This is a genomic window from Cupriavidus sp. DB3 (genome assembly GCF_020418465.1).
In the GTDB taxonomy this organism is placed as follows: domain Bacteria; phylum Pseudomonadota; class Gammaproteobacteria; order Burkholderiales; family Burkholderiaceae; genus Cupriavidus; species Cupriavidus cauae.
In genome coordinates this window covers 33,645-49,158 of record NZ_JAIZPL010000001.1, presented here as the reverse complement: position 1 = coordinate 49,158, position 15,514 = coordinate 33,645, and the positions used below count along the sequence as shown (strand labels likewise).

14 protein-coding genes are annotated in these 15,514 nt (G+C 67.9%); 4 read left to right on the top strand and 10 right to left on the bottom strand.

Translation table 11 applies throughout. The features are described 5' to 3' along the window. The first annotated feature begins 73 nt into the window (after positions 1-73). On the top strand, positions 74-1,009 hold the full coding sequence (locus K7G19_RS00185; RefSeq protein ID WP_226105084.1) for a LysR family transcriptional regulator: 936 nt from the start codon (positions 74-76) through the stop codon (positions 1,007-1,009). A gap of 279 nt (positions 1,010-1,288) precedes the next feature. Continuing rightward, positions 1,289-3,403: a TonB-dependent siderophore receptor gene (locus K7G19_RS00180; RefSeq protein WP_226105083.1), complete on the top strand. Its 2,115-nt coding sequence runs from the start codon at positions 1,289-1,291 to the stop codon at positions 3,401-3,403. Positions 3,404-3,507: 104 nt separating this feature from the next. Here the strand turns inward: K7G19_RS00180 and K7G19_RS00175 are convergent, their stop codons facing one another. After that, the gene (locus tag K7G19_RS00175; RefSeq protein ID WP_255650544.1) at positions 3,508-4,818 is read right to left on the bottom strand and encodes a type II toxin-antitoxin system HipA family toxin; all 1,311 of its coding nucleotides are present in this window, start codon (positions 4,816-4,818) and stop codon (positions 3,508-3,510) included. A 41-nt stretch (positions 4,819-4,859) separates the two neighbouring features. Next, complete coding sequence (locus K7G19_RS00170) at positions 4,860-5,153, bottom strand: helix-turn-helix transcriptional regulator (RefSeq protein ID WP_149319899.1); 294 nt, start codon at positions 5,151-5,153, stop codon at positions 4,860-4,862. 257 nt (positions 5,154-5,410) lie between these two features. On the opposite strand from K7G19_RS00170, the gene K7G19_RS00165 reads away from it, so the two are divergent. Further along, a complete protein-coding gene (locus tag K7G19_RS00165) occupies positions 5,411-5,806 on the top strand; it encodes a hypothetical protein (RefSeq protein WP_317845730.1) in 396 nt (131 codons plus the stop codon). A 22-nt stretch (positions 5,807-5,828) separates the two neighbouring features. Next, positions 5,829-6,179: a helix-turn-helix domain-containing protein gene (locus tag K7G19_RS00160; protein ID WP_226105080.1), complete on the top strand. Its 351-nt coding sequence runs from the start codon at positions 5,829-5,831 to the stop codon at positions 6,177-6,179. A gap of 83 nt (positions 6,180-6,262) precedes the next feature. On the opposite strand, the gene K7G19_RS00155 is transcribed toward K7G19_RS00160, so the two are convergent. The 8 genes from K7G19_RS00155 to K7G19_RS00120 all read right to left on the bottom strand — a co-directional run bounded on the left by K7G19_RS00155 (position 6,263) and on the right by K7G19_RS00120 (position 15,500). Beyond that, positions 6,263-7,633 (bottom strand): sigma 54-interacting transcriptional regulator, encoded by a 1,371-nt coding sequence (locus tag K7G19_RS00155; protein WP_149319898.1) that lies wholly within the window; start codon positions 7,631-7,633, stop codon positions 6,263-6,265. 49 nt (positions 7,634-7,682) lie between these two features. Then, entirely contained in the window at positions 7,683-9,386 is a 1,704-nt protein-coding gene (locus K7G19_RS00150; protein WP_226105078.1) for a TadG family pilus assembly protein, read from the bottom strand. A gap of 6 nt (positions 9,387-9,392) precedes the next feature. Further along, on the bottom strand, positions 9,393-9,749 hold the full coding sequence (locus tag K7G19_RS00145; RefSeq protein ID WP_223819484.1) for a DUF3613 domain-containing protein: 357 nt from the start codon (positions 9,747-9,749) through the stop codon (positions 9,393-9,395). Positions 9,750-9,825: 76 nt separating this feature from the next. After that, entirely contained in the window at positions 9,826-10,650 is an 825-nt protein-coding gene (locus tag K7G19_RS00140; protein ID WP_226105076.1) for a tetratricopeptide repeat protein, read from the bottom strand. Between the two features lie 158 nt (positions 10,651-10,808). After that, positions 10,809-11,978: a type II secretion system F family protein gene (locus K7G19_RS00135; RefSeq protein ID WP_226105074.1), complete on the bottom strand. Its 1,170-nt coding sequence runs from the start codon at positions 11,976-11,978 to the stop codon at positions 10,809-10,811. Between the two features lie 10 nt (positions 11,979-11,988). Next, positions 11,989-12,915 (bottom strand): type II secretion system F family protein, encoded by a 927-nt coding sequence (locus K7G19_RS00130; RefSeq protein ID WP_226105072.1) that lies wholly within the window; start codon positions 12,913-12,915, stop codon positions 11,989-11,991. Further along, positions 12,908-14,233, bottom strand: a complete 1,326-nt coding sequence (locus K7G19_RS00125) for a CpaF family protein (protein ID WP_149319895.1) — start codon at positions 14,231-14,233, stop codon at positions 12,908-12,910. Before K7G19_RS00125 ends, K7G19_RS00130 begins: the two co-directional genes overlap by 8 nt. A gap of 1 nt (position 14,234) precedes the next feature. Further along, complete coding sequence (locus tag K7G19_RS00120) at positions 14,235-15,500, bottom strand: pilus assembly protein (protein WP_226105070.1); 1,266 nt, start codon at positions 15,498-15,500, stop codon at positions 14,235-14,237. Positions 15,501-15,514 lie beyond the last annotated feature (14 nt).

The following is a 15,514-nucleotide window of genomic DNA, read 5'->3' as shown; positions in this document are numbered from 1 at the left end:
GTAGGCGTCGCTCCCGGCCTCATTCAATAGCGCCGCGCTTGACTCACTGTTCAATGAATTAAACAATCCGTCGATGGACAAGCAAAAGATCGAATCGCTGTGGGTGCATCTGCACTCGCTGGTGGTGCTGGGCGACGTGGGCAGCTATACCGCCGCCGCAACGCAACTCGGCATCAGCAAGGGCGCGATGAGCCAGCGCATCGCCGAGCTGGAACGGGCGGCCGGCATCCCGCTGGTGCAGCGCACCACGCGCAGCGTGCGGCTGACCGAGGCGGGGCAGCGGCTGGTGGACGCGACCCGGATACCGTTCGAGTCGATCGAGCGCAGCTTCGGCGACGTGAAAGACATGGGCGGCGAGCCGCGCGGGCTGGTGCGGATGACCGCACCGGTGGCGCTGGGCCGGCAGCAGATCGTGCCGCGATTGTCGCCGTTTCTGGCGATGTATCCGCAGATCCGCGTGGAGCTGGAACTGTCGGACAGCTTCGCCTCGCTGGCGCGCGAGGGCTTTGACCTCGCGGTGCGCCACGCCTCGCGGGCACCGGATACCCACATCGCCTGGACGCTGTGCCGCACTGGCACGGTGCTGGTGGCGACGCGCGCCTATCTGCGGCGCCACGGCACGCCGTCTTCGCCGTCCGACCTGACCGCGCACAACTGCCTGCATTACTTCCGCCGGGGAGAGCAGCCGACCTGGAGCTTCGAGCCGGTCCGGGGCGGTGCGGCCCGGCAGAGCGTCGGCATCCGCGGCAATTTCGCGGCGGACAACAGCGAGGCGCTGCGCGATGCCGCGCTGGGCGGCCTGGGCATCGCGCTGGTGCCCGACTTCACCGCGCAGGCTGATCTGCATGCGGGCAAGCTCGTTCAAGTGCTGCCGGGCTGGCGGCCTTCGGGTGCGTTCGGCGACGCGATCTACGCGATCCGGCCCTACAGCCCGCTGCTGCCGCGGCCGGTGCGGCTGCTGGTGGACTATCTGCGCGAGGCGTTGAAGGAGGGATTCGGGACGCAGTGAGGCGAAGCCGGTCTCCCGATTCGCGGCCCTATGCGCAACCGGGTGCGCAACCGGATGCGCAACGGGGTTGCAGCACCTGTCCTCGCCCCATGTTCGACGCGGCCTTGCCGGCACAAATGATAATGAAAACGATTATCATTATGTCCTTTCAATACGACATTGCCGCCCGTGTCCCCGCTCCGCTTCCCCGTTCGCGCCCCGTCTGCCCGACTCCATGCCAGCCGCCCCGAGTGGGCCCGCCCATCCCACGCGCACCGGTTTCGACCGCATGTCCTTGCCATGACGGTCGCCGGGGCCCTGCCGCTGACGGCCCTGGCGCAAGCCCAATCCTCCACCGCCGCGGAGTCGGCGGAAACCCTGCCCGAGGTCACCGTCCGCGCCGAGACGACGCCGGACCAGCCGCCGCCCGCCTATGCCGGCGGCCAGGTGGCGCGCGGCGGCCGGCTTGGCATTCTTGGCAATCAGGACATGATGGACGTGCCGTTCAGCATCACGGCATACACCGCCGAGACCATCCAGAACCAGCAGGCGCGCAGCGTCGCCGATGTCCTCGCGAACGATCCCGGCGTGCGCAGCAGCCTGGGTTTCGGCAATTTCTCCGAGACGTTCGTGATCCGCGGCTTCCAGCTGAATGGCGACGACATCGGCTACAACGGCCTCTATGGCATTGCCCCGCGCCAGCTCGTGGCCGTCGAGGGGCTCGATCGGGTCGAGGTCTTCCGCGGCGCCAGCGCCTTTCTGAACGGCGTCACGCCGACCGGCACGGGCATCGGCGGCAGCATCAACCTGGTTCCCAAGTTTGCGCCCTACCAGCCGCTGACCCAGGCCACCATCGACTACACCAGCCAGGGCCGAGCCGGTGGCCATGTCGACATCGGCCGCCGCTTCGGCGAGGACCTGCGTTGGGGCGTGCGCATCAATGCGCTGGCGCGCGGCGGCGAGGCCGCCATCGACGACGAGCGCCGCCAGCAGCGCCTGTTCACCGCGGGCCTCGATTACCAGGGCGACAAGCTGCGCGTGTCGGCCGACTTCGGTTACCAGAAGCAGACCATTCGACAGGGCCGGCCGATGGTGTCGCTGACGGGCACCACGCTGCCCGCCGTGCCGTCGGCGCGCGCCAACTTCGCGCAGGCCTGGACCGATTCGATGCTGGAGGATACCTACGGCACGCTGCGCGCCGAATACGACGTCGCGCCCGACTGGACCACCTACCTGGCGGTCGGCGCGCACCACACGAACGAGTTCGGCAACTATTCCTCGCTGACGGTGAACGGGAGCGGCGTCGGGACCGCGGCGCGGCTGACGGTGCCGTACAAGTCCAACACCACCTCCGGGGAAGTCGGCGTGCGCGGCACCTTCCATACCGGGCCGGTCAAGCATCGGATCAATCTGGCGTGGTCGGGCATGCAATCGGTCAAGCGCACGGCCTACGAGATGTCGGGCCGTTTCGCCACCGGCCTGTACGACCCGGTGCAGACGCCGCGGCCCGGCACCACGCTGACCGGCGGCGACATGGCCAACCCCGGCGTCACCGGCAGGACCAACCTCAGCGGGTTCGCCATCTCGGACACGCTGTCCTTCCTCGACGACCGCGTGCTGCTGACCGCCGGCGTGCGGCAGCAGAACCTGAGCGTACGCGGCTACAGCTATACGGGCGTGCAACAGTCGAATTACGACGAGTCGGCCACGTCGCCGGCCTTCGGGCTGGTGGTCAAGCCGACGCGCCAGATCTCGCTGTATGCCAACTACATTCAGGGCCTGGCGCAAGGACCGACCGCGCCGAATACGGCGGCCAACCGTGGCGAAGTGTTCCCGCCGATCAAGTCCAGGCAGGTCGAGGCCGGCGTCAAGTGGGACGCCGGCAAGTTCGGCAGCACGCTGGCCGTCTATCAGATCGAGCAGCCGTCCGGCATCCTGCAGGGCGATGTGTATTCGCTGGCCGGCGAGCAGCGCAATCGGGGCATCGAACTGAGCGGCTTCGGTGAACCGCTGCCCGGCATCCGCCTGCTGGCCGGCGTGGCCTATATCGACGCCAGGTTGAACCGTACCGGCACGCCGGCGAACGATGGCAACAAGGCGGTCGGCGTACCGAACTACACGCTCAATGTCGGCGCGGAGTGGGACATCCCCGGCGTGCCGGGCTTCACCGTATCGGGCCGCTATCTGCAGACGGGACGCCAGTATCTGGACGTGGCGAACCGGGTCAGCCTGCCGTCGTGGCGACGCTTCGACCTGGGCGCCCGCTATACCTTCAAGGCGGCGCAGCAGCGCTACACGCTGCGCGCCGGCATGGAGAACGTCGCGGGCAAGGCGTATTGGGCGTCCGCATATGGCGGGTACCTGATCATGGGCGCCCCGCGCACCTTCAAGGTCGCCATGACGGTGGACTTCTGAGGCGGCGGCGCGCCGCTCATGAAGACCTCATGACGATGGCGCGCTGAAGGGCTCCGCCCGCCCGGCGTTACCCGGGGCATTACCCCGGGCATTACCCCGGGACGCTACCCGGCAAGCCTTTCGGCCTCCGTCAACATCCCATCGAGGACGCACTCGGCGAGCCGTTCGGGGAAGTCCGCCGGCAACTGCGCCCGCACCGCCTGAGCCACCGCCGGGGCGCGTTCTGCGAGGTCTTCCACCACATACCGTGCCGGCCGTCCGTCGGGCGTCAGCACGCCATGCCGCTCGCCGAGGGCCACCCAATGCCGGCGCTCGATTTCGCGCATCTTGTAGTGTGCGTTCTGCGACCGGACCGCCATGGCCATCCTGATCTTGAACGGAGAGAGCCGGCCCGGGGCTTCGCCGATGATGGGATGGGCCGACAGCACGTCGTAGAGCGGAGTCAGCTGATACCGCCCTTCCGGGCGCAGGAACAGGCTGAAGCTCTTTGCGTGCCCATCGGGTGCGCGCAGCATCCAGAAAATGACCTGTGCCTGGAAGAAGGTCCTGCGGTCCTGCTCGCGCGTCATCGACCCCGCGAGCGTGTCCATGATGGTGTCGATGCCCGGGCCGCCATCGGCTTCGTACTTCGCCGTCGGCGGCACGCCTTTCGCCTGGCACATGTCCTCTTGCGGCAGGCGGACGAGGCGGCTGTCGCCCGCCGGGCCCTGCCACCAGACGCGGTCGAATCGCTGCACGCTGAGCGCCTTCATGTCCTCGAACCGCACCAGCTCGCAACGGGCCACCGGCAAGCCGAATTCCTTCATGACGAGCGAGCACAGCCACTCGTTCTCCACCGATTCGCTCAGGTCCAGTTTCAGCCCGCCCACCAAGCCAAGCGGCAGCTTCAGGATGTGCGTGGTTGGCGTCTGGCCATGCGGCAGGCACCACGCGCCGTTGTGATACAGCAGCGCGGTCTTCTCCTGCGCGCCGGCAATCGAGATGCGGAACTCGTCCTCGTCGTGAACGATGCTCAGCGGCGCCGGCGCCAGCGTGCCGCGCAGCACCTGTGCGACCTGCGCCTCAGTCAGCGGCTCGGCTTGTACCGCCTGCCCCACGGCTGGCGACGCACCGTCCGGCAGCAGCTGCAGCGCGCCCACGCAGTCGCGGCCGATCTCGGCAAGCAGATCGAAGGCGTCGATCGAGCCGGTGCGATACCGCCGCGCAATGCGCTCGCGGATTTCCCGGGTATCCGGCAGCAGGTTTTCGAAATAGGCCCGCACCTTCTCGCCGCGGTGGGGCGAGTTGCCGGGGATGAAGGGCAAGGACAGGGACAAAGGCCGTCCCTGTTCGGAGGCCACCCACTCGGGGGCGTATTCCAGCGTGTCCCCCGCATGAGGATGGAACCGCCACGTGCCGACGAAGGCGCCGTTCATCCACAGGCCGAGCGCGCGAGTGTGCGACCGTCGCCCCATTGTCACCAGGCCTGCGTGGTCGACGACGCCTCGCCGCTATTGCTGTCGCTATGGCTGTCGCTATTGCCGGGTGACGGAGCCTCCTTGCGCAGCACGAACTCGACGCCAAGGATGCCGAGCAGGCGCATGAGCCGTTCGACGCTGATGCGCGCGGCGTTGCGTTCCAGCGCTGACAAGGTCTGCTGGCTGACGCCCATGCGCATTGCGGCCTCGGCTTGCGTCAGACCTGCTTCCTTGCGGAACGCTTGAAGCAACTGCGGTAACTGGTCGGACGTTCGGACGGTGAAGTTGCGCATACGGGCCTCGGCTGTTTTCCTGCTTTACAACGGATCGATTGTATTCCGGATTTACTGGCTTTCCTTTGTATCCAAAGAATACTCGCTTCAAGCAGTAAAACAAGGATACAGCCTTTGGCGCGTAAAAATGTCGCGTGGGCAACGCCTCAGGCCGAGCCACACAGATCGTGTGCCTCGTCAACAATTTTTCCTTGCATCCGCGCAGATACTGTATATCCTTACAGTACCTGTACAAACATACAGTTGCGGGAGTGCTCATGGAAGACCTGATCCGGATTCAGAACGAATACGACCGTCTCGTCCTTCGGTGGCTGCGCCAACAGGTCGGTGACGACGCGGTGCGGCTCGCTGCCAGGCGCCTGAACGGCGAGTCCAAGCCCTATGTGTCCGAAGTCTGCCGTGCGCTGGACATTCGTCCGCCGGCGCGCAGTGCCTTCCGCATGGAAACGACGCGGGCCAACCGGGCCGTCGGCGAACGCTATCTGGCGCGCATCCGGCAGATCCTGTCCGGCTCATCGGCAGATGGCCACCGGGCTGCGGATACGGCCTCCCGCCCGCGGCACGCGCCCGCGCAACCCGCCCTGCCTTTCGGCCAGGGTTTTGCCTTCGGCGGCGGGCTGTCCGTGCGCGAGCCGACGGCGGGCGCGCGATGAATGTGATGACGAGTTACCGAAGATGCAGCAAGGCCCAGATCCCGACGTCCTCCTGAACCTGAAAAAGATGAACTTCCGGCTGCATTTCGGCGGGGCGCTGCGGGCCGCGCGCACTGCCAGAGGCTTGTCGCAGCAGGCGTTCGGCACCGTATCGAGCCGCACCTATGTCAGCAGCCTGGAGCGTGGGCAGAAGAGCCCGACGCTGGACAAGGTGGCGCAGATCGCCAGCGTCCTCGGCCTGCATCCGCTGACGCTGCACGCGTACGCCTTCTTGCGCGAGCCGACGCCCGAAGAGCGGATCGTGCTGCTGCGGACGATCCGGGCCGAGTTGCGAGAATTGCTGGAGCACGAGGCGGCGAAGCGGAGTCGGTAAGGATCGGCAGCCCTGTCCCGATATCGCGCCAAGGCGTGGCCGCATGGCCGCATGGCCGCATGGCCGCGCGGACCGGCCCACGCTCAGGCCGGTTCCGCCTCGTTGTCGGCAATCTGGAACTTGCGCATCTTCTCCCACAGCACCTTGCGGCTGATGCCGAGGCTGGCGGCCGTGTCCTGGCGGCGCCAGCCGTTGGCATCGAGCGCGGCAATGATGCGGCGACGTTCTTCGACCTCGGTGCGCCAGTCGACGCCCCGGTCGTTGCCCTCGAACGCCCCGGGCCGCAGCGCGCGGAACAGCGGCCGAATGCGATCCTGGTCCCACAGGCCGTCGTGCTGCACCACGATCGCGACGCGCTCCGCCAGATTGCGCAACTCCCGTACGTTGCCGGCGAAGTAAGCGGTACCAACGGCGCCCTTGAGCCAGTCCGGCATCGGCGGCAGCGCCTCGTAGCCGGACCGTCCGAGAATCTGCCGCAGGAAGGCCTCGAGCAATCCGACCTTGTCGGCGGCGCCCCGCTCTTCCAGGCTCGGAATCCGCAGTTCGATCACGGCCAGCCGGAAATACAGGTCCGCGCGGAACTTGCCTTGCCCGACCGCCTCGCGCAGGTCCTTGTTGGTCGCGGCGACCAGGCGGAAATTGAGCTTGACCGGCAGCGTCGAGCCAAGCCGCGTGACGACGTTCTCCTCCAGCACGCGCAACAGCTTGACCTGCTGGAACAGCGGCAGATCGGCGATTTCGTCGAGGAACAGCGTGCCGCCGTTGGCCTGCTCGAAGTAACCGCGGTGCGCATACATCGCGCCGGTGAACGCGCCCTTGGCGTGGCCGAAGAACTGCGATTCAAATAGCCCGTCGGGAATCGCACCGCAGTTGACGGCGACGAACGGCCCCTTGCCATAGAGACTATGCCGCTCGTGGAAGAGCCGGGCGATGCGTTCCTTGCCCGCACCGGTCTCGCCATACAGCATCACGTTGCTGTCGAAGTCGGCGTAAGTGTCGACATGCGACATCAGTTGCTGCATCGCCGGCGAGCCGGCCACCAGCTCGGCGATCTCCGGCTGCACCTCGCTGGCCGCGAGCAGTTGCGGCAGCAGCTTGCCGAGTTGGGCACGCAGGTCGGCGCCGGTGAAATCGTCCGACAGGATGTGTGCGTATTCCGGCGGAAAGCGGCCCGGATCGTTCTCTCGCGTGGGGGCAGCGACCCAGATCACGGGCATGCCGTGCACCGCCTCCCAATCCAGCGCGGTGAACTTGGCGGCGCCGATCACCGACACGCTGATGATCGCCACCGACAGTTTCAGGCGCGGCTCGGTCGGCAAGCCTTCGAGCCCACCGGCGCGGATCACTTCGGCGCCAAGCGGCGCGAGAAAGCGGGCTACGCGGTCGGCAAATTCGTACTTGCCTTCCCATACGTAGACTTCGAGATTTTCGTAGGCCCAGCGGTCTGTTTTCATGGCGATGCTGCAATTGCCGCGCGGCGGCCGGTCGTATTCATGTCGCGGTTCAATAGACGAGTCTGGTGTTGTCGCAATCGACGTCGTGAACCCAGAGATCGGCGTTGCTTAACTGGATGCCGAGGGCGGCCAGCAGGCCGTCGAGGGTGGGGCCAAGCAGGCCGAATATCACGGAGCTCAGGGCGCTGACGATGCCGCCGAGTTTCAGATCCAGGTTGACGATCGGGATGCCAACTGGAGCGACGATGAGCTTCACGTCGAGATTGCGCGCCAGACTTTCGACCAATGCCGCCAATTGGCCTTGGGAGGCGGTCGAGGTCTGCTCGCCAGGCGCAAGCGTCGAGGTCATACCGTTGCCCGGGATGGTTTGCTGTTTGGGACTGGCCGTGATCTTGATACCCGCAAGGTTCGTGACAACGACATCCGAGGTAGCACACTGGCTCAAATCGTCGCGAGCAAGACAAACCGTCGCCGCTGTGGTTACCGTGTTGAGGGTCGCTCGGCGGTCTGATCGCGCAGCGGCACAGCGCATGCCCGTCAGCGCGGAGTGAGCAGTACCAAGTTGCACGCGCAGTGGCAGATTCACCGATATCAAAGAGCCACCAAGAATCTCTCCACCAAGGTTCAACCTCACACCGAGATCGACCTGCGACGTTCGTGCGGTGGTCTCCCAACCCATTGGATCGGTGCTGGATGCCCGCACCGGCCCCACCGCCATGCGAGGCGGCTCGACGATCTGCAACGCCAATTGCGTGCCTGGCAATAGTGGGACCGCGCCAGCCAGATCGACCGCTGCCCCTTTGTTCGCAACCTGCGCCGCCAGCATCAACAACTCCGCGACATTCAACCCCACATCCGCCGCCGACGACATCGCCGGCGCCAGCACGCCGAGGTCGAGCACTCGTCCGACACTTAGCCCCGCCGCCAGGGCTCGCGCATCGATGATCCCGGGCATTCCACCCAGCATCGCGTTGAGCAGCGACTCCTTGTTCGCCGCGCGGAGCACCAGCGCATAGAAGCGCGATAGCGACAAGTCGGCGTTCAACAATTCGTCGACCGTGCCGAGGCCGGCCTCAAGCCGCAACTGGTCCAGCGTCACGCGTGTATCGACCAGCCCCTGCCAGTCCGCGGCCGACAGGCTGATGGTATTGCCGAGCAGCAGCGCCAGCGCGCTGCGCGACGATTCGAAATTCAGCAGCCCGCTGCCGACCGAGAACGATGCGACAGGCGGGCTGGCGTTGCCGATCGCCTCCGCGCGCAGCCGCCGTCCGTCGCCCCCGGGAAGCCCGAACAGGATCGGCACCGTCTGCGACACGACGACCCGCACCGCGTTCGGTGACAATCGCGCCGGATCGAAGCTACCGCGGAAATGACGGCCATCGGCAGCGGCAGCCGCATCGTTGGGATCCCACACGCCCGCGCAGACGGCCATGCCGTCTTCGCCCCCGGGGCTGGCGCCGCAGTCTTGGCGCGCCGCGCCGGTAAAGCCGTTCTGGCCCGCGGACGCCTGTGCCGCCGCCAGCGCCCGTTCGGTCATCGCCGCGTTGGTGTCGGCGCGCCGCAGTTGCTGGGCGGCGGCCAGCGCCGCCATGTCGGCAACCGACTGCAACTGCCGCTGCCGGTAGAAAACATGGCCGACGTCGATGGACACCAGCGCGGCCATGCCGATGGTGGCGAGCAGCACCACCATCAGAATGCTGACCGCACCGCGCGATTGCGCGCGTGTGCTGCGTGTCCTGCTGCGCCGACCCATCATCATTTACCGCGAGGGCGTCAATCCGAGCAGGCTGACGCCGCTGCCGCCGCTCGGCTGGCCGACGAAACGCTCGGGAATCGGGTGCTGGAAGCTCTTCAGATAGCGCGCATGCGCCAGCGCGGCCTGTTCGCCCGGCATGGGGAGCATGGCGCCGGCCTGGCTGCCTTCGCGCTGGATTGCCAGCAGGCTGCGTGTGTCGGTGCCGATGGCGGTGTTCGATGGTTTCTGGATTTGCGCGGCTGCGCCTGTGTCCGGGCTGGCCGGCGCCATGGTTTGCGCTCCGGCAACGGGCAGCCAGCTCGCGGCACACAAGGCGATTGCGGCCGTACTCGCGATGCGCGACGGTCTCATGATGTTCATGCACTTCTCCTCTTGCTGTCCGCTTGCTGTCCCGTCCCTGCCAGCTTGCCGTCGATCGCGGATCGTCTCGCGATGATCACGGTGCGCTGGCCGGGTTCTGTGCCGCGCCCTCGCCCGGCTGCGCGGCCGTTGTCAGCGCAATGCGCTGCGGCTTGGGCGGCCGTGCACCGCCAACCCGTGAAGCCGCGCGCTCCTGCCGCGCTGCCTCGCGTGCGATGCGGTCCGCCTCCTGCGCGATCGCCTTGCGGGTCGCCGCCGACATCGACGCGCGCTCCATCAGTGCGGTCGCCTGGTCGCGCTGGCGGTTTGCCAGCATCCACACGGCGGCATTGCTGACGATGCGGGGATTCGCCCCATCGAGCTGCAGGGCCTGCATTACCGGCACGCGGGCCTGCTGCAACTGTCCGGCGCGCATCAGCGCATAGCCCAGGTCGCTCGCCACCAGGGCATTGGTCGGATCGCGCGACAACGACGCTTCGAGCTGCGTCACCGCTTCGCCGAAATCGCCGCTGCGGCCGGCCAGCAGGCCGAGGCCGTGATAGGCCCGCGCGGCGTAACCGGTGCCCAGCAGATTCCGATAGGCGACCGCGGCGGCCTCGTCCTGTTCGGTTTCGCGCAGCGCATCGGCGCGCAGCATCGCCACGTCGGCGTTGTCGCCGAAGCGTTGCTGATAGGCGTCGAGATGCGCGAGCGAGGCGTAGTACAGCCCCTGCTGCTGCATCCGCTCGATCAGTCCGCGGTACACGGCCCGATCGTCGTACTGCTCCTGCGCCTGCTTGTCCTGCAGCCTGGACAGCGCGATCTGTGCGTCGGCCTGCTTGCTCATCAGCGAGGCCGGGTCGCTGGTGGTGGCGCAGCCGGCGGCGAGCCAACTTGCGGTAGCGACGGTAACCGCGGTCAATGTCCGACGCCAACGCGTTGCCACGGGCAGAAGGGTGCCCTCTCCCCCGGCCCCTCTCTCGCGCGCGGGAGAGGAGAGAAAACACGCCGCCACATGCCTCTCGCTCGCGGTAGAAGGAAGAAAACATGCCGCCGCACGTAGCGCGCTAGCAAACACCGTCATTGCATATCTCCAGCAAACTTCGCCAGCATCCGGATCACGCCAAGGAACCCCGGTCCCGCGGTCACGATCAGCAGCACCGGCAGCAGGCTGACCACCATCACGCCGGTCATCTTCACCGTCAGGCGGCCGACCTTTTCCTTCAGGCGCATCTTGCGCGCCTCCTGCAGCCGCAGGCCGAACAGCTTCAGCGGCTCCTGCACCGCGCCGCCGAAGCGATCCACCTGGTTCAGCAGCATGATCAGATTGCGCAGGTCCTCGCTCTCGAACAGCTTGCCGATGCGTTGCAGCGTCTGCTCGCGCGAGCGGCCGGAGGCGAACTGGTCGTTGGCGCGTTTCAGTTCGGGACCCAGCACGGGCAGCATGCTGCCGAACTCGGTCACGATCAGCTGCAGGCTCTGGTCGATCGACATGCCGACGCCTTGCAGCAGCCGCAGCATGTCGACCAGCACCGGCAGTTCGTCGTCGAGCTGGCGCATCCGGCCGGCGGCGCGCCGACGCAGCACCGACTTGAACGCGAGAAAGGACACCGCGAAGCCGCCGAACGCGGTAAACACCGCGCCCTGCAGCGATTCCGGCAGCCGCCACAGCATCAGCACCGCGGCGATCAGCAGCGGCACACAGAGTCGCAGGCCGCCGAAGATGGCACGGGCCTTGGGGCCATACCAGCCGCACTGTTCCAGCAGGCGGAGTTCTTCAGGGCCGACGATGGCCTTGCCGATTGGACTGGCGAGCCAGCGTTCGTCGAAGCGGCCGCCGAGCTGAGCGCCCAGGCGCGCCCGTGCTCCGCCGGCGCCGCCCACGCCGCCCACGCCGCCCACACCACCCACACCACCCGCACGGCCCGCGCCCGCGGCCGGCGCTGCCGTCGCTGTCGACACTCCTGACGCATTGACCGCGCCGGTTGCTGCGGCGGACGCGTTCGCCGCCGGCATCGCACCCTGACGCCCGGCAGCAGGCACCGCTCCGCCCGACGACGCCGCCCCGGGCTCACCCGCGGCCGTCTTCGCACCCTGCCCCGCCGCCGCCCCCTGCCGCGCCAGCGCGGCGTCCAGCGTGCGCGCCGAGCGCCAGCGCAGCCACCACTGTTGCAACAGCGGCAGGGCGAGCGCCGCCACACCGAGCGCGGCGATCAGCAGGCTGAGAGCGATCAGGCTGTCACGGTTCATCGCATCGCCCCTATACCGAACGCGCCAGCCGATACAGCAGCAGCGCGCCGACGATCTCCAGCCCGAACGCCGCCATCAGCATCAGGCGGCCCGACGGATCGTTCCACATCATCAGCAGGTAGCCGGCATTGAACACGAACATCAGTCCGGCCACGACCACCGGCAGCAAACCCAGGATCCACGCCGACATCCGCGTTTCCGCCGACAGCGCCGACAGTTCGCGCTGCGCCTGCTCGCGGTCGCGCATATAGGCGGCGGTGCGTTCCATCACGATGTCGGCGCGGCCGCCGTAGCGCGTGGCGAGCCGCAGCACCGAGGCCAGCAGGATCAGTTCGTCGAAGCGATAGCTGCGCGCGACCTGCATCACCGCCTGGTCCAGTTCCTTGCCGGCGCGCTGCAGATGCACCGCCTGCACCAGGCACTGGCGCAGCGGCAGTTCGGTATTGCCGATCGCATGCTGGAACGCCGCCGGTACCGCGCTGCCGATCGTCATCAGCCGCACCACGCCATCGAGAAACCCCGGCAGCTGCTCGCACAGGCGCTGATGAAAACGGATCGTGCGGCGCCACAACAGGCAGGCACAGATGGCAAGGCAGACCACCGCCATCGCGGCGGCCGCGACAAACCCGCCGCCGATCAAGGCCGCGGCGCACAGCAGCAGCGGTGGCCCGCCCCACAGCAGATAGGTGCGGCGCGTCGGCTCGAGGTCCGCGCGCCGCAGCAGATCGGCCCAGCGGCGCTTGAAGTCGCGTGGCCCGGTGACGGGAGGCAGCTCGGCCGCGGATGCATAACGGGAACGTACCTGCTCGGTCTGCGCCTGCACGAAGGCCCGCGCCGCCTCGCGCTGCGCACGCGTGCCGGCCTGCGCCAGCAACAGCAGGCCGGCGCCGACCAGCAGCAAGGCGATGGCGGCGATGGCCAGGGCGGCGCTAGACATCGAAGCGGCCCAGCGGATCGTCCATGCCGAAACCGGCCTGGCGCAGGCGCGCCAGCTTGGGCGAATGCGGCAGGATGCCGAGCGACTGCCAGCGGTCGACCTCGACGCCATCCGGTCCGATATACGGGTCGTGGCGATACAGCTCCTGCGTGGTGACGATGTTGTCGCCCATGCCGGTCACCTCGGTGATCGACAGGATGCGGCGCTTGCCGTTCGACAGCCGGCCGATCTGCACGATGAAGTCGATCGCATTGGCGATCTGCCGGCGCAGGCTGACCTCGCTGCCCTGGAAGCCGGCGAAGCCCGCCAGCATCTCGAGCCGGTACAGGCACTCGCGCGGGCTGCTCGCGTGGATGGTGCCCATCGAGCCGTCGTGGCCCGTGCTCATCGCCTGCAGCATCTCCAGCACCTCGCCGCCGCGCACTTCGCCGACGATGATCCGGTCCGGCCGCATGCGCAGGCTGTTGCGCAGCAAGTCGCGGATCGACACCACGCCGGTGCCCTCGAATCCGCCGGGCCGGCTTTCGAGGCGGACCACGTGGGGATGGTTCAGCGCCAGTTCGGCGGTGTCTTCGATGGTGATCACACGCTCGCTGTCCGGCACGAAGATCGCCAGCGCGTTCAGCAGCGAGGTCTTGCCCGAGCTGGTGCCGCCGCTGACCAGGATATTGCAGCGCGCCTTGACGGCGGCCTCCAGCAGATCGCCGATCTCCTGGTTCATGGTGCCCAGCCCGAGCAGCGCCTCCGGCGTCAGCGGATCCTTGCGGAACTTGCGAATCGACACCACCGGCCCCTGCAGCGCGAGCGGCGGGATCACGACGTTGATGCGGCCGCCGTCGGGCAGCCGGGCATCGACCATCGGATTCGATTCGTCGAGCCGCCGGCCGATCGGCGCCAGGATCCGGCGCACGATGCGCAGCAGATGCCCCGCGTCCGCAAAGCGCACCGGAATGCGTTCGAGCATGCCGTGGCGCGACACGTAGACGTCGAGATGGCCATTGACCAGGATGTCCTCGACCGCGGGATCGTTCAGCAGGTCCTCGATCGGACCGAAGCCCGCCAGCTCCTTGGTCAGCGCCTCGGCGATCTGATGCAGCTCGGCCTCGTTGATCGGAATCCGGCGCAAGCGCGTGAAGCTCTCCAGTTCGAGATCGACGAAGCGCTGGATGGCGGTGCGCGACCAGCGGCCGAACTCCGCGCCCAGTTCCTCGATGCGCGTCAGCAGGTGCTCGTGCGCGGCTTCCTTGATCGTGTGAAATTCCTGCGAGGTCGGAAACGGCGCGGCGGCGTTGTCGGAGAATTCGATCGGTTGCGTCATCTCAATGGTCTGCCTTGTTCTTGCCTGCTGCATGGCCCAGGCGCAGCCGCTGCACCGCCTGCGCGATCGGCTCCAGCCATCCGGGGCCCGAGGCGCGCGCTTCGCAGCGGTAGCCGAGGCGCTCGAGCATCGGCGCCAGCGCGCGGACGTAAGGAGCGGCGGGCTGCCGGTCGGCCAGCACCACGCCGCTGTTCATCGCGGCCAGCATCGTCTCGCGGCAATCGGGCAGCGTGCCGGCCAGCGGCAGCTCGAGCCGCTGCGCGATCTGCTCCGCGTCGAGACCGAGCCGCGCCTGATAGCGGGATACCACCAGCCGCATCGACTCGCGGCCCGCCTCGCGACGCCGCAGTTCCTCCAGCAGCTCGGCCGCCGACACGATCGCCGCGACGCTCTGCTCGGCCACCACCAGCACCTCGTCGGCGACCTTGATCAGCTGGGCCATGAAGTCGAGATTGCTGAAGCCGCCCAGGTCGATTACCTGCAGATCGAAATGGCTGCGCAGCGTGCCGAGCAGCGACAGCGCCTCCGAGAACGAGATGTCGCGCAGCTCGGCCAGCGTCTGCGGCAGCGGCAGCACCGCGACGCCACCGGCATGCCGGGTCAGCGCGGTCTGCACGAAGACCTGGTCGAACCGGCGCAGGTTGCGCACGGCCTCGACGAAGTGGAAGCCCGGCGCGACGTTGGTGTACAGAGCGCCGTCCCGCGCCGGCAAGCCGAGGTCGAGCAGCAGCACCTCGCCGTTCTGTCGGCGCCGCGCGGCCACCGCGAGATTGGTGGCCAGCGTGGTCGCGCCCACGCCGGGCCGCGCGCCGAGCACCGCCAGCACCTTGCCGCGGCGCGCCGGCTGCACGACCTCGCGCGTGGCCAGCAGCCGCTGCACCGTGGCAATCGCATTGGCGGCGGGCGAGCGCATGTCGACGAAGTCCTTCACGCCTGCACGCAGCGCCGCCAGCATCAGCTCGGGCTCCTGCGCCTCGCCCAGGGCGACCAGCGGCAGGTTCGGGAACAGCCGGGCCAGTTGCTGGCCGAGCCGGGTCGAGGCCTGGGCATGCTCCGCGCTGAAATGCAGGAACACGATGCCCGGATTGGCGGTGCCGATGCGCTCGACGATGCCGTCGCGCGAGGGGTCGACGCCATCGACCGCATGCACCTGGCCCAGCGGCGCCAGCGCACGTTCGAGCCAGCGCCGCGGCGCCTCGCCGGTGGTGTTCAACAGGAAGGTCGCATTGCTGGCCACGGGGGCCGCATCGATGGGGGGCAGCGTCATGTCCATGCCTTCCT

Excerpts from the sequence above, each read along its gene's own strand:
- K7G19_RS00185 (WP_226105084.1), top strand. The coding sequence starts at position 74 with ATGGACAAGCAAAAGATCGAATCGCTGTGGGTGCATCTGCACTCGCTG.
- K7G19_RS00180 (WP_226105083.1), top strand. The coding sequence starts at position 1,289 with ATGACGGTCGCCGGGGCCCTGCCGCTGACGGCCCTGGCGCAAGCCCAA.
- K7G19_RS00175 (WP_255650544.1), bottom strand. The coding sequence starts at position 4,818 with ATGAACGGCGCCTTCGTCGGCACGTGGCGGTTCCATCCTCATGCGGGG.
- K7G19_RS00170 (WP_149319899.1), bottom strand. The coding sequence starts at position 5,153 with ATGCGCAACTTCACCGTCCGAACGTCCGACCAGTTACCGCAGTTGCTT.
- K7G19_RS00165 (WP_317845730.1), top strand. The coding sequence starts at position 5,411 with ATGGAAGACCTGATCCGGATTCAGAACGAATACGACCGTCTCGTCCTT.
- K7G19_RS00160 (WP_226105080.1), top strand. The coding sequence starts at position 5,829 with ATGCAGCAAGGCCCAGATCCCGACGTCCTCCTGAACCTGAAAAAGATG.
- K7G19_RS00155 (WP_149319898.1), bottom strand. The coding sequence starts at position 7,633 with ATGAAAACAGACCGCTGGGCCTACGAAAATCTCGAAGTCTACGTATGG.
- K7G19_RS00150 (WP_226105078.1), bottom strand. The coding sequence starts at position 9,386 with ATGGGTCGGCGCAGCAGGACACGCAGCACACGCGCGCAATCGCGCGGT.
- K7G19_RS00145 (WP_223819484.1), bottom strand. The coding sequence starts at position 9,749 with ATGAACATCATGAGACCGTCGCGCATCGCGAGTACGGCCGCAATCGCC.
- K7G19_RS00135 (WP_226105074.1), bottom strand. The coding sequence starts at position 11,978 with ATGAACCGTGACAGCCTGATCGCTCTCAGCCTGCTGATCGCCGCGCTC.
- K7G19_RS00130 (WP_226105072.1), bottom strand. The coding sequence starts at position 12,915 with ATGTCTAGCGCCGCCCTGGCCATCGCCGCCATCGCCTTGCTGCTGGTC.
- K7G19_RS00125 (WP_149319895.1), bottom strand. The coding sequence starts at position 14,233 with ATGACGCAACCGATCGAATTCTCCGACAACGCCGCCGCGCCGTTTCCG.
- K7G19_RS00120 (WP_226105070.1), bottom strand. The coding sequence starts at position 15,500 with ATGACGCTGCCCCCCATCGATGCGGCCCCCGTGGCCAGCAATGCGACC.